The organism is Pseudomonas sp. SF2 (genome assembly GCF_036858055.1).
Classification (GTDB): Bacteria; Pseudomonadota; Gammaproteobacteria; order Pseudomonadales; family Pseudomonadaceae; genus Aquipseudomonas.
In genome coordinates, this window is sequence record NZ_JAMBDI010000001.1 from 36126 (window position 1) to 48026 (window position 11901).

Here is an 11901-nt window from a genome sequence, read left to right on the forward strand (position 1 = left end):
CACGGACGGGGCGGCTGGAAGGGAGAATATCAGCGCTGCGTCTGGACTTCGCCGACTGCTTTGTCAGTGGCTGTTTCCGCCTGCGGATTGGCAGGCCAGGCATTGCGGTCCAGGTCCAGGTCGGCGAACTTGGCCGAGTCGAACACCGGCTGGTCGACGCCCGCCTTGCGCTGCTCGTCGTAGTCGCGCATTACCCGCAGGCCGACCTTGAACAGCAGGGCCAGAGCCACCAGGTTGACGAAGGCCAGGCAGGTCATGGTGATATCGGCAAAGGCGAACACGGTCGACAGGTCCTGCAGCGAACCCCATACCACCAGCGCCAGTACCAGGCCACGGAACACCATCAGTACCACGCGATTGCGGCTGAGGAACTGCAGGCTGTTCTCGCCCAGGTAGTAGTTGTAGAGGATGCAGGTGAACACGAACAGCGACAGCGCGACGCTGACGAACACGCGGCCCCAGTCACCAACCACGGCGGCCAGCGAGTTCTGGGTCAGGACGATACCGTCACCTTCGAAGCCCGGGGTGTAGAAGCCCGACAGCAGGATCAGCAGCGCGGTGCAGGTGCAGATCACGAAGGTGTCGAGGAACACGCTGAAGGCCTGGACCACGCCCTGGGCACCCGGGTGTTTCACGGCGGCCACTGCGGCGACGTTCGGTGCACTGCCCAGGCCCGCTTCGTTGGCGAACACGCCACGCTTCACGCCCATGACGATGGCGCTGCCGAGCAGGCCGCCGAACGCCGGGTCGAGGCCGAAGGCGCTCTTGAAGATGGTTTCCAGCATGGCTGGCACGTGTTCGATCTGGGTGCCGATCACGTACAGGGTCACGCCGATGTAGGCCAGGGTCTTGACCGGTACCAGCAGGTCCGACACCGCGGCGATGCGCTTGATGCCGCCGATGAAGGTGATGGCCAGCAGCACGGCGAGGACGATGCCGGTGTGCTTGGGGTCGAAGGCGAAGGCGTTCTGCAGCGAGTGGGTCACGGTGTACGACTGCAGGCCGATGAAGGCGAAGCCGTAGGTGACCAGCAGCAGGACCGAGAACACGATGGCCATGCTTTTCAGCTTCAGGCCGTGCTGGATGTAGTAGGCCGGGCCGCCACGGTACAGGCCGTCGCCATCGGCGCGCTTGTAGACCTGGGCCAGGGTGCATTCGAAGAAGCTGCTGGACATGCCCACCAGTGCGGTGACCCACATCCAGAATACGGCGCCTGGGCCACCCAGGGTCACGGCAATGCCGACACCGGCGATGTTACCGGCGCCCACACGGCCGGCCAGGCTCAGCATCAGGGCCTGGAAGGAGCTCAGCTGGCCAGCCTGGCCACGCAGCGACTCCTTGAACACACCGAACATGTGGCCAAAGTGGCGGAACTGGACGAAACGGGAGCGGATGGTGAAGTAGCTACCCAGCCCTACGATCAGCACAATGAGAAGTTTCCCCGAGAGGAAATCGTTGAGTACTTCGAGCATTGGAAAATGACCTCGATTCTTATTGTTCGTGTGGAAAGACCAGCGGACGGCGGGCGCACCGCTATTCGTTGGGGCGCATGGTTGGCTATGACAAGGCCGGTTACAATTTCGCGGATTGCTCTGATTTGGTGCAACCTGATGCTATACTTGCGTCATTCGCGTCACCCGAGCCCTGTGTCATGAGCGTTCATTTCGCTACCAATCTCAAACTGGCCTGCAGCCACTACCGCTCTATCTCCGAAGTTTGCCGCAAGCTCGCGATCAATCGCGCACAGTTCAACAAGTACCTGAGCGGGCAGAGCCGTCCGACGGCATTCAATCTCAAGCGCATCAGCGATTTCTTCGGTGTCGAGGATTACGAGCTGAATTTGCCGCCCGAGCAGTTCAGCCACCTGATCGGTGCGCGTGTGTCGACCTTGGCCGAGCAACCTGGCGACCCGATCAGCGAGTTGTTTCGCCCGTTGCACGAACATGCCGGCAATCTGTCGCGTTATTGCGGCTATTACCTGGAGTATTCCAACTGCATGTCGGTGCCGGGCACGATCCTGGTGTCGCTGGTGCACCTGTGGGAAGAGCGCGGGCAGTTTCTGTTCGAGCGCCAGGAACGCCAGGAGCGCTCCAGTGCCACTGACCACCATGCCGAGGTGCGTTGCCGTTACCTGGGGGCGGCGTTCCAGTTGCAGGACCGGATGTTCCTGGTCGACTACGAGTCGCTGACTTTCAACGAGATGAGCCAGACCATCCTCATCCCCAGCTTCAAAAGCCGCATTACCCGCCTGAACGGCCTCAAGGCCGGCGTTTCCAGCGGTGACCAGCGCTACCCGGCCTGTACCCGGGTGGTGTGGGATTACCTGGGAGAGGAGATCAATCGCATCAACGCCTATCGCCAGGTAAAACTGTACCAGCCGGATGATCCCCGTATAGATGACGACATACGCGAGCGCTTGAGTGTGAGGCCGCTTAGTAACGGATTGTTTGAAATCAAGTAGTGGTCAACGCGTCAGGCGTTGTCGAGGATGAAGTTTTCCACGGCGCTCGCAACCTGATCGGCAATCGCTGGCGTACTGCGTAAGTGGGCGGCGATGCCATGGTCGCAGTCTGTAAGAAACAGGCATTGCAAACGCGACGCTGAAACTGATTGCATCAGGGCCTGGGTAACTTCTTCAGGAATCGGGCTGTAGCGCTCGGCGCCGGCCAGCCACAGGTTACCTGCGCTAGTGCCCGGATCTTTGCCAAATCGTTGTGAGTTCAGCCCGTCATACTCGCCAATTACCATCAGAACTCTGCCTTGGAACCGCTTGAGGAAGGCGTAACTGTCACAATCGAGAAAACCATAGGGTTCTCTGATCGCGGCTGTGAATGCCGGGCCGAACGGTACCTTGTGAGCACGGTCTGGATAGACCGCCGGGCAGATCAGCACGATGCTGTCCACTTGCGGCAACTGTGCTGCAAGTTTCAGCGTTATAGCCGCGCCCAGGCTGTGGCCTATTATCGTCCGACAGCGAAGCGCGATATGCGCGTGGAAACGCCGTGCTTCATCAAGGTTGGTAGCCAGTGAGGGTGACACTGCGCCTGGCTCACTGGCGAGGCTATGACCTGACAGATTGGCAGTGAGGGAACCAATGCCTGCGGCCTGCAGGCGATAGAGCAGGGGATTGAGCCGGGTAAAGTCGGAGCGCGCGCCCCCCAGGACGAATGCCGGCGCTGCGCGTTCGATATCGGGGACCAGCAAGCGGGCTTGTTGCTGGTAGTTTCCAAATACTTCGTCGATGAACAGTTCTTTGCCTGGGGCGAGTTCGTCAAACTGCCATTTCAGGCGCTGAGAAGATTCCGTTTGCAAGTGCATGGGGCCTCTGGAGGAATTGCTTGAGCCATTCGCCGAGTGGAGTTCCCGTATCGAGTAGCAGTTTGATTGCCATGATGATGCAGATACTGACCAGCAGCGGCTTTATGAGACCAGAGCCGAAACGAACGGTACAGCGCAGGCCAGCATGAACAACCCCGGCTCCAGGGCCGAAGTTGTCATCATAAAACCCGATGCCTGGAGCAACCTCCACACAGAACAGGTCAGTCCTTTGCCTCCGGGCGGCCCAAGTCTGCAATGGTTTGGCTTGCAATGGCTATGGCCCACGTTGGACTTCCCCGCCCAGAAACCGCAAAATGAGCCCTTTCCTTCAATCAACCTCTCCGGATCTGCTGACTCTATGCGTATGCGCCTAATGCTGTTGGGTGGTGGCAATGCCCTCGGGCAAGCGCTGATTCGTCTTGGGGCCGAGGAGGACATCGCATTCCTGGCGCCGCGCCCGCCCGAGAACGGCTGGACGCCGGCCAGCCTCACCCAGCTGCTCGACGATCATCGCCCCGATGCCCTGGTCAACCTGGCCTATTACTTCGACTGGTTCCAGGCCGAGTCGGTCAGCGAGCAACGCCTGGCTCAACAGGAGCGGGCGGTGGAGCGGTTGGCGGAGCTGTGCCAGCACCACCAGATCACCCTGGTGCAGCCTTCCAGCTACCGGGTGTTCGATGGTTCGCGGGCCACGGCCTATAGCGAAAAGGACGAGCCGGTGCCGCTGGGCCTGCGTGGCCAGGCCCTGTGGCGCATCGAGCAGAGCGTGCGCGCGGCTTGCCCGCAACACGTGCTGCTACGCTTTGGCTGGCTGCTCGACGAAAGCATCGATGGGTCGCTGGGGCGCTTCCTGACCCGTGCCGAGCAACCCCAGGAGCTGCTGCTGGCCGATGACCGGCGCGGCAACCCGACGCCGGTCGACGACGCCGCCCGGGTGATACTGTCGGTGCTCAAGCAACTCGATTGCAGCGCGCCGCTGTGGGGCACCTACCATTACGCCGGCAACGAGGCGACCACGCCGCTGGCGCTAGGCCAGGCGATCCTCGCCGAGGCCGGCCAATACCGTCAGCTGGCCGTGCAGGCACCGACGCCGCAGGCCCATGCCGCGCGCCCGGATGCCAGCGAAGAGCCGCAGCACGCGGTACTGGCCTGCAAGAAAATCCTTCATACCTTCGGCATCAAGCCGCGCGCCTGGCGCGCCGGCCTGCCGCCCCTACTGGACCGGTTCTACCGCCATGGCTGACGCCCCCATCCTGATCACCGGCGGTGCCGGCTTCATTGGCTCCCACCTGTGCGATGCGTTGTTGGACAAAGGCTACGCAGTACGCATTCTCGACGACTTCTCCACTGGCCAGCGGGGCAACCTGCAGGTCGGCCACCCACGGCTGGAACTGGTTGAAGGCGATGTCGCCGATGCCGGGCTGGTCAAGCAGGTTGCGGCTGGTTGCAGTGCTGTGGTGCACCTGGCGGCGGTGGCCTCGGTGCAGGCCTCGGTCGAGGACCCGGTGCGGACCCACCAGAGCAATTTCATCGGCACCCTCAATGTGTGCGAAGCCATGCGCGTGCATGGCCTGCGCCGGGTGTTGTTCGCCTCCAGTGCTGCGGTGTACGGCAACAATGGCGAAGGCGAGTCGATTGCCGAAGACACCCCCAAGGCGCCGCTGACCCCCTATGCCGTGGACAAGCTGGCCAGTGAGCAGTACCTGGACTTCTACCGTCGCCAGCATGGCCTGGAGCCTGTGGTGTTCCGCTTCTTCAATATCTTCGGGCCGCGCCAGGACCCGTCTTCGCCGTATTCCGGGGTGATCAGCATCTTCTCCGAGCGTGCTGTGCAGGGTTTGCCGATTACGGTGTTCGGCGATGGCGAGCAGACCCGGGACTTCCTCTACGTGGGCGACCTGGTACAGGTGATGGTGCAGGCGCTGGAGCAGCCGCAGGTCGAAGAGGGCGCGGTGAATATCGGCCTCAACCAGGCCACGTCGCTTAACCAGCTGCTGGCGGCGCTGGAGAAAGTGGTGGGTAGCTTGCCGGCGGTCAGCTATGTGCCGGCACGCTCGGGTGACATTCGCCATTCGCGGGCGGATAACCAGCGTTTGCTGGCGCGGTTCGAGTTTCCGCAGGCGACGCCGATTGTCGAGGGCCTGGCGCGGCTTCTGGGCAAGGGCTGAAATCCTTGGGGGCGCTTTGCGCCCCCTATCGCGACACAAGGCCGCTCCTACAGAGATCGCGTAAAGCCAAACATGTCCGGTCCATGTGGGGGCGGCCTTGCGTCGCGAAAGGGCCGCACAGCGGCCCCGGAATCATCGATGCCGCACCACTTTTCGCAGGCAATCCCCGGCCGCCAGCACCCGCCCATCCCGGGCCCGCACCTGCAGTGTTTCCAGCGCCTGCCCGGTATCGCCATCCACCAACTCCGAACGCACTTCACCTGCCTCGAACAGAAACCGCTCCCCCCACTGCCTCAAGCCAACCACCACCGGGAACACCGATCGTCCTTTCTCGGTCAGCACATATTCCTTGTAGGCACTGCCATCCGACGCAGGCTGCAGCGTCAGCAGCCCGCTTTCCACCAGCCACTTGAGCCGAGAGGCGAGGATATTCTTCGCCAGCCCCAGGTTCTTCTGGAATTCACTGAAGCGCCGCAGGCCATCGAAGGCATCGCGCAGGATCATTAACGCCCAACGGTCTCCCAGCACCTCCAGGGCCCGGGCCACGGGGCATTGCGCATTGTTTTCATCGAGCATGGACGGGGCCTTTCATGATCATCTGGTTGCAGGTTAAAACCACATTTGCTAAATAGCCAGCATGTAGTTTCAATTCGAAACCAGATTGACGAGGCCAGCCCGATGACCCCTACGCTGACACGCTGGATAACCCTGTTGCTGGCCACCACCAGCGCCATGGCCGTGGCGACCGTGTATTTCGCCCAGCCTTTGCTCGAATCGATGGCCGCCGACCTGGGCGTGGCGCAGCAGCGGATCGGCTGGGTAGTTGGCGCGACCCAGGCGGGCTATGCGCTGGGGTTGTTGCTGATCGTGCCGCTGGGGGACCTGATCGACCGCAAGCGCCTGTTGCTCGGGCAGTTGCTGTTCTCGACCCTGGCGCTGGTTGGTGTTGGCATGGCGCCGACCTGGGCGCTACTGCTGCTGGCCCTGGCCATCACCGGGCTGATGGCGGTCATGGTGCAGGTGATGGTGGCGCATGCAGCGAGCCTTGCCGCCCCCGGGCAGCAAGGGCAGGCCGTGGGCAGCATCACCAGCGGCGTGGTGCTGGGCATTCTGCTGGCGCGTCTGGTCTCGGGCGGGCTTGCCGACCTGGCCGGCTGGCGCAGCGTGTACCTGTTTGCCGCAGGGCTGCTGATGCTACTGGCCCTGGTGCTATGGCGCAGCCTGCCCACGGGGCAGCCGGTGACGCTGCGGTCTGGCTACCGGGCGCTGATCGTTGCCCAGTTCAGGCTGTATCAGCACGATCGGTTGCTGCGTCAGCGTGGGCTGTTCGGCGTATTGATCTTCGCCGCGTTCAGCGTGCTGTGGAGTGCCATGGTCATGCCCCTGAGTGCCGCGCCATTGGCGCTGAGCCATACCGAGATCGGTCTGTTCGGCCTGGCGGGTGTTGCCGGCACATTGGCGGCAGCGCGCGCCGGTCGCCTGGCCGACCAGGGGTTGGCGGAGCGCACCACCGGGTTGGCGCTGGTTCTGCTGGTGCTGTCATGGCTGCCTACGGCTTTCGTCGGGCATTCACTGCTGGCCTTCGGGCTGGGTGTGCTGATGCTGGACTTTGCCGTGCAGGCGGTGCATGTCACCAACCAGAGCCTGTTGCTGGCCGGGCGTGGCGCAATGGCCAGCCGGTTGATCGGCGCCTACATGTGCTGCTATTCGCTTGGCAGTGGGCTTGGGGCGGTACTGGCGAGCTGGGTGTATGCCCATTGGGGTTGGGCAGCGGTGTGTGGGCTTGGGATGGGCATCAGCGCGGTCGCGCTGGGGTATTGGCTAGGGTTGCAACGAGCGAGGGCGGCCGAAGCCGCCCTGCAGTGTTCGGGTCAGAACTTGTAGCCAAGGCCGACCATGTACACCCACGGGTCGACTTCGGCCCTGCAGTGTTCGGGTCAGAACTTGTAGCCAAGGCCGACCATGTACACCCACGGGTCGACTTCGACGTCGACCTTGGTCTTGCTGTAGCCCAGTGCGGACGGGCCGTTGACGCTGGCCTTGGTGTCGATGTCGACGTACCAGACCGAGGCGTTGACCAGCAGATTGTCGGTAATCATGTAGTCCATGCCCAGCTGGCCGGCGATGCCGACCGAGTCCTGCAGCTTCAGGTTGCTGAAGCCCTGCTGCTTGCGTGCACTACTGAGGTCTTCATCGAAGAACAGGGTGTAGTTGATGCCGACGCCGGCATACGGCTGGAACCTGGAAGTCGGCTCCATCGGGTAGTACTGCAGCGACAGGGTCGGTGGCAGTTGCTTGATGTCGGCCAGCTTGCCGTCCAGGCCGCCGCCCAGGCCTTTGACGCCGACGGTGTGCTTGAACGGGGTGGCTGCCAGCAGTTCCAGGCCGATGTGGTCGGTGAGCATGTAGGCGAAGGTCAGGCCCAGCTGGGTGTCGCTGTCCAGGGTCGCCTTGGTGCCCGAGACTTTGTTGCCGTCGAATTTCAGGTCGCCGCTGCTTTCGTTGGGAGCGGTGGTGATGGCACCGGCACGGACGATGACATCGCCTGCCTGGTGGGCGTGGGCGACAGGGGCAGCGAGCGCCAGGGCCGCGAGGGCGGCGCTGAGCAAGGACTTGTTCATGGAAGCTCCCAAAGGACGTGAGTAATCGAGTAGTCCAATGGTACGGATGCGGTTAAACAGAAAGTTTGACCCAGCTCAAAGAAGCGTCTTCACGAATTCGAAACAGATCTCACTTCAGCTCGTAAGCGTATATTTTCTCGGCTTCCATCTGGTATCCAGCGTCGGCCAGTTCGCTGCTGGATGCTCTAACCTGCAGCTTTCCCTCGATCCAGTAGGGTTGGTAGAGGTCTTCGATGCGCACGCCCATCTCGCTGAAAATGTGCACGATCTGGTTCGAGGGCGGTGGTGGCACGTGGATGCACGCGCCGTAGTAGGGGACCAGCAGGAATTCGGTGGTGCGGCCTTCTTCGCTCACTTCCAGCGGCACGATGTAGCCGGGTAGTTTGATCTGCTGGCCATCGAGGCTTTTCACCACCGGGGCGGCGGGGGCCTGCTGGCGCGCCGGTGGGGCGGATTCGGCGGACAGGGCGTTGCTGAGCTGCGACATGTCGTGCAGCGGCGCGAGTTGGGGCGGGATGATCGGGGCGCCTTCGGGGATAAGGGCGGGCCAGTCCAGTTCGCGGGGTTCCGAGGCCCACAGAGGCATCGCTACTGTCAGCAGCAGGATCAGCAGCGTGTGCAGTGCTGGCCTTTTCGCGGGCATGCCCGCTCCCACAGGGTTCACCGCAGGCATGGAACCGTGTGAAGAACCTGTGGGAGCGGGCGCGCCCGCGAAGAAGGCAGTGAGGTACTGGATCATTGCACGCCCTCAGAGGTGAATGGACAAGCCATCGGCCAGCGACTGCCGATAGGCCCGCCACGCCGGCACGCTGCCCATCAGCAGAGCAGCCCCCAGGATAATAGCCAGCAACATCCATTCATGAGCGCTTGGCATGGCCAGCGGCAAATACAAACCATAGTTGGCCTGTACATACCCCTGGGCCAGCGCGATACCTGCATACAGCAAGCCAAGCCCGGCGCCGATCCCGACCGCCGCCAGCGACAGCGCCTCCAGCACCAGCAGCCCTGCGATATGCCATGGCCTGGCGCCAACCGAGCGCAGTATCGCCATCTCCCGGCGGCGTTCGTTGAGGCTGGTGAGAATCGCCGTGAGCATGCCGATCAGGCCGGTCAGCACCACGAACAGCGAAACCACGAACAACGCCTGTTCCGCAGTGCCCATCAGGCTCCACAGCTCCTGCAGGGCTACCCCGGGCAGGATCGCCAGCAACGGCTCGCTGCGGTATTCATTGATCTCCCGCTGAAGGCTGAATGTCGCGATCTTGCTGTTCAGGCCGAGCATGAATGCAGTAATGGCGGCAGGTTGCAGGTCCATGCTCCGTGCCTGCTCGGCGCTGATACGCCCGGCGCCGCGGGCCGGCACGCCGTTGTGCCAGTCGACGTGGATGGCCTCCATGCCGCCCAGGCTGATATGCAGCGTGCGGTCGACCGGCGTGCCGGTGCGCTTGAGCACACCGACCACGGTGAATGGCTTGTCATCGTGCTTGACCAGGCTGATCGCGGCGACGCCATGTGCCAGCACCAGCTTGTCGCCCAGCTTGTAGTGCAACGCCTCGGCCACTTCGGCACCGAGCACCACCTCGAACGGATCATCGGCAAACGCGCGACCCTGGCTCAATTCCAGGTGCTGGCGGCGACCGTACTGGTAATGGCTGAAGTAGTCGCCGGTAGTGCCCATCACCCGATAACCGCGGTGCGAGTCGCCCAGCGAGATGGGGATGGCCCATTTTACCCGCGGGTCCTTGGCGTAGTGCTCATAGCTGTCCCAGCGGATGTTGTTGGTGGCGTTGCCGATACGGAATACCGAGTACAGCAGCAGGTTCACCGAGCCGGAGCGGGCACCGACGATCAGGTCGGTACCGCTGATGGTGCTGGCGAAGCTGGCCCGGGCCTCGGTACGGACCCGTTCCACGGCCAGCAGCAGGCACACCGACAGGGCAATGGCAAAGGCGGTGAGGAATGCGGTGAAACGGCGGTTGGCCAGGCTGGCCAGGGCAAGGCGGAGCAGGTACATCAGGCCTCCCGGGGCTTGGCGGCACGGTTGAGTTCGACCAGCGACAGGTGGCGGTCGAACAGCGGCGCCAGGCTCTGGTCGTGGCTGACGAACAGCAGGCTGGCACCGGCGGCGCGGCATTCATCGAACAGCAGGCGGATGAACGCTTCGCGGGCGTCGGTATCCAGCGCCGAGGTTGGTTCGTCGGCGATCACCAGTTCGGGCTGGCCGATCAGTGCGCGGGCGGCGGCAACCCGTTGTTGCTGGCCGATCGACAGGCTGTCGGCGCGGCGGGCGAGCAGGGCGGGGTCGCCCAGCCCCAGGTGGGCCAGCAGCGTGCTGGCCGCCTGGTCGACGCTGCCATGGCGCTGCTCGGCGCGGGCTTTGCGGCTGCGCGAGAAACGGCAGGGCAGCTCGACGTTTTCGCGTACCGAGAGGAACGGCAGCAGGTTGAACTGCTGGAAGATGTAACCGGTGTGGTCGACCCGGAATCGGTCACGGGCGCCTTGGCCCAGGCGGCCGAGGTCCTGGCCGAGCAACTGGATACGGCCCTGGCCCGGCACGTTCACCCCGCCCAGCAGGCCCAGCAACGTGGTCTTGCCACTGCCGCTGGGGCCCTTGAGAAACAGGGCCTCGCCAGCCTCCAGGCGAAATGCCGGAATGTCCAGCAGCGCGGGCTGGCCTGGCCAGGCGAACACCAGGTCATGCAGTTCGATCAACGGCTGGCGCATTCAGAACGCGACCGCGGCCTTGGCCGGCGTGGTTTCCACACCTTTCTGGCCATTGGGGCCGATCAGTTGCACGTTGATTTTCTGGGTGGCCGGGAAGGCCTTGAACAGCGGCGCGAGGTCCACCTGTAGCAGTTTGTCTGGGGTGGCGCAGGTCAGCTGGTAGTGGGCGCCGATGTCGCTGTGCGGGTGGCTGTGCTCGTGCTCGTGCTCGTCACCGTCGTCGTCGGTTTTCGGGGCGTCACCGAACAGCGGGCTTTCCAGTTCCTGCTGGTCTTCCTTGCAGCCGGCGGCAGCGGGCAGGCCGAACAGCTTCAGTGGTTGCTCGAGCTGCTGGCGCACCGCCGCGACCTTGGCCTTGTCGGCGTCGCTGTTGGCGGCGTGTTCGAAGCCGACCAGGTTCATGGCCGGGCTGTCCAGCTCCAGCTCCAGGGTGTTGCCATCGAGCACTGCGTTGAGCTTGGCCACGCCATGCTCGTGGGCACCGAGGGTGCCATGGGCGTGGTCATGATCATGGTCATCAGCGTGGGCATGGGCCAGGGGTAGCAAGGCGATGGGCAGGGCGAGCAACAGGCGACGCATGGACGACTCCGGAGCGGGCGGGAAGATTGGGTTATGTTATAACAACTTTTCCGCGTGCTGCCAGTCTGCGTGGCTCAGGTTTCATGTTGGGGTAGCATGGTGGCATTGACTTGGGTTCAAGGTATGCAGCATGAGAATTCGTGGACAGATTGGTGATTGGCCTGTGGATCTGACCATCGAGCTGGCGCCGGAAGAGTGGGTGCAACTGGGGCGGCAGATCGAATTGCCTGCGGTGGCGCAGACCGCAGCAGCGGAACCCTTGGCGACAACTCGTCAGGATGATGGGCAATGGACTGCGGCTCGTGAGGTGTTGCGCCTGGCAGGGCAGATGAGCGGGCCGGAGTTGCTGGATCGGTTGGAGGGGCTGGCGGGGAGTACGGCGGCGGGTAAACGGCTGTTGGTGCGGTTGCGGCACAGCAGTGATGTGAAGGTGGAAAGCGGCGTGGACGCGCCGGTGTATCACTGGGTGGGATAGATCTCTATTGCCTGTG

The 11901-nt window shown here is 63.3% G+C and carries 13 protein-coding genes and 1 pseudogene; 5 read left to right on the top strand and 9 right to left on the bottom strand.

What is annotated here, in order from left to right; all coding sequences use genetic code 11:
- Positions 1–29: 29 nt before the first annotated feature.
- Positions 30–1472 (bottom strand): alanine/glycine:cation symporter family protein, encoded by a 1443-nt coding sequence (locus M2S36_RS00230; RefSeq protein WP_063911050.1) that lies wholly within the window; start codon positions 1470–1472, stop codon positions 30–32.
- Positions 1473–1651: 179 nt separating this feature from the next.
- Between M2S36_RS00230 and M2S36_RS00235 the strand changes: the two genes are divergently transcribed.
- Positions 1652–2461: a helix-turn-helix domain-containing protein gene (locus M2S36_RS00235; RefSeq protein WP_207832735.1), complete on the top strand. Its 810-nt coding sequence runs from the start codon at positions 1652–1654 to the stop codon at positions 2459–2461.
- A gap of 11 nt (positions 2462–2472) precedes the next feature.
- Here the strand turns inward: M2S36_RS00235 and M2S36_RS00240 are convergent, their stop codons facing one another.
- Positions 2473–3318 carry an alpha/beta hydrolase gene (locus M2S36_RS00240; RefSeq protein WP_233688217.1) on the bottom strand — a complete coding sequence of 282 codons (846 nt, stop codon included), beginning with the start codon at positions 3316–3318 and terminating at the stop codon, positions 2473–2475.
- Positions 3272–3460 (bottom strand): annotated as a pseudogene (locus tag M2S36_RS25030) (hypothetical protein); the annotation flags it as partial. The pseudogene M2S36_RS25030 and the gene M2S36_RS00240, both read right to left, overlap by 47 nt.
- A gap of 216 nt (positions 3461–3676) precedes the next feature.
- Here M2S36_RS25030 and M2S36_RS00245 point away from each other — a divergent pair.
- Both M2S36_RS00245 and M2S36_RS00250 read left to right on the top strand, forming a co-directional pair.
- Positions 3677–4561: a sugar nucleotide-binding protein gene (locus M2S36_RS00245; protein ID WP_196176555.1), complete on the top strand. Its 885-nt coding sequence runs from the start codon at positions 3677–3679 to the stop codon at positions 4559–4561.
- The gene (locus M2S36_RS00250; RefSeq protein WP_207832737.1) at positions 4554–5486 is read left to right on the top strand and encodes an NAD-dependent epimerase/dehydratase family protein; all 933 of its coding nucleotides are present in this window, start codon (positions 4554–4556) and stop codon (positions 5484–5486) included. The genes M2S36_RS00245 and M2S36_RS00250 overlap by 8 nt, the downstream gene beginning before the upstream one ends.
- Before the next feature lie 132 nt (positions 5487–5618).
- On the opposite strand, the gene M2S36_RS00255 is transcribed toward M2S36_RS00250, so the two are convergent.
- On the bottom strand, positions 5619–6062 hold the full coding sequence (locus tag M2S36_RS00255) for a winged helix-turn-helix transcriptional regulator (RefSeq protein ID WP_063911055.1): 444 nt from the start codon (positions 6060–6062) through the stop codon (positions 5619–5621).
- Positions 6063–6164: 102 nt separating this feature from the next.
- Between M2S36_RS00255 and M2S36_RS00260 the strand changes: the two genes are divergently transcribed.
- Complete coding sequence (locus M2S36_RS00260; RefSeq protein WP_207832739.1) at positions 6165–7370, top strand: MFS transporter; 1206 nt, start codon at positions 6165–6167, stop codon at positions 7368–7370.
- A 53-nt stretch (positions 7371–7423) separates the two neighbouring features.
- Here M2S36_RS00260 and M2S36_RS00265 read toward each other — a convergent pair whose 3' ends face one another.
- The 5 genes from M2S36_RS00265 to M2S36_RS00285 all read right to left on the bottom strand — a co-directional run bounded on the left by M2S36_RS00265 (position 7424) and on the right by M2S36_RS00285 (position 11410).
- A complete protein-coding gene (locus tag M2S36_RS00265) occupies positions 7424–8107 on the bottom strand; it encodes an OmpW/AlkL family protein (protein WP_063911057.1) in 684 nt (227 codons plus the stop codon).
- Between the two features lie 109 nt (positions 8108–8216).
- Entirely contained in the window at positions 8217–8729 is a 513-nt protein-coding gene (locus tag M2S36_RS00270) for a DUF3299 domain-containing protein (RefSeq protein ID WP_333956478.1), read from the bottom strand.
- Positions 8730–8855: 126 nt separating this feature from the next.
- Positions 8856–10121, bottom strand: a complete 1266-nt coding sequence (locus tag M2S36_RS00275; RefSeq protein WP_063911060.1) for an ABC transporter permease — start codon at positions 10119–10121, stop codon at positions 8856–8858.
- Positions 10121–10831 carry an ABC transporter ATP-binding protein gene (locus M2S36_RS00280; protein ID WP_233688215.1) on the bottom strand — a complete coding sequence of 237 codons (711 nt, stop codon included), beginning with the start codon at positions 10829–10831 and terminating at the stop codon, positions 10121–10123. The genes M2S36_RS00275 and M2S36_RS00280 overlap by 1 nt, the downstream gene beginning before the upstream one ends.
- Positions 10832–11410, bottom strand: a complete 579-nt coding sequence (locus M2S36_RS00285; protein ID WP_333956446.1) for a DUF2796 domain-containing protein — start codon at positions 11408–11410, stop codon at positions 10832–10834.
- Positions 11411–11540: 130 nt separating this feature from the next.
- Here M2S36_RS00285 and M2S36_RS00290 point away from each other — a divergent pair, with 130 nt between their 5' ends.
- The gene (locus M2S36_RS00290) at positions 11541–11885 is read left to right on the top strand and encodes a hypothetical protein (protein ID WP_207832742.1); all 345 of its coding nucleotides are present in this window, start codon (positions 11541–11543) and stop codon (positions 11883–11885) included.
- Positions 11886–11901 lie beyond the last annotated feature (16 nt).

Coding starts and splice junctions, on each gene's coding strand:
- M2S36_RS00230 (WP_063911050.1), bottom strand. CDS start 1,472: ATGCTCGAAGTACTCAACGATTTCCTCTCGGGGAAACTTCTCATTGTG.
- M2S36_RS00235 (WP_207832735.1), top strand. CDS start 1,652: ATGAGCGTTCATTTCGCTACCAATCTCAAACTGGCCTGCAGCCACTAC.
- M2S36_RS00240 (WP_233688217.1), bottom strand. CDS start 3,318: ATGCACTTGCAAACGGAATCTTCTCAGCGCCTGAAATGGCAGTTTGAC.
- M2S36_RS00245 (WP_196176555.1), top strand. CDS start 3,677: ATGCGTATGCGCCTAATGCTGTTGGGTGGTGGCAATGCCCTCGGGCAA.
- M2S36_RS00250 (WP_207832737.1), top strand. CDS start 4,554: ATGGCTGACGCCCCCATCCTGATCACCGGCGGTGCCGGCTTCATTGGC.
- M2S36_RS00255 (WP_063911055.1), bottom strand. CDS start 6,062: ATGCTCGATGAAAACAATGCGCAATGCCCCGTGGCCCGGGCCCTGGAG.
- M2S36_RS00260 (WP_207832739.1), top strand. CDS start 6,165: ATGACCCCTACGCTGACACGCTGGATAACCCTGTTGCTGGCCACCACC.
- M2S36_RS00265 (WP_063911057.1), bottom strand. CDS start 8,107: ATGAACAAGTCCTTGCTCAGCGCCGCCCTCGCGGCCCTGGCGCTCGCT.
- M2S36_RS00275 (WP_063911060.1), bottom strand. CDS start 10,121: ATGTACCTGCTCCGCCTTGCCCTGGCCAGCCTGGCCAACCGCCGTTTC.
- M2S36_RS00280 (WP_233688215.1), bottom strand. CDS start 10,831: ATGCGCCAGCCGTTGATCGAACTGCATGACCTGGTGTTCGCCTGGCCA.
- M2S36_RS00285 (WP_333956446.1), bottom strand. CDS start 11,410: ATGCGTCGCCTGTTGCTCGCCCTGCCCATCGCCTTGCTACCCCTGGCC.
- M2S36_RS00290 (WP_207832742.1), top strand. CDS start 11,541: ATGAGAATTCGTGGACAGATTGGTGATTGGCCTGTGGATCTGACCATC.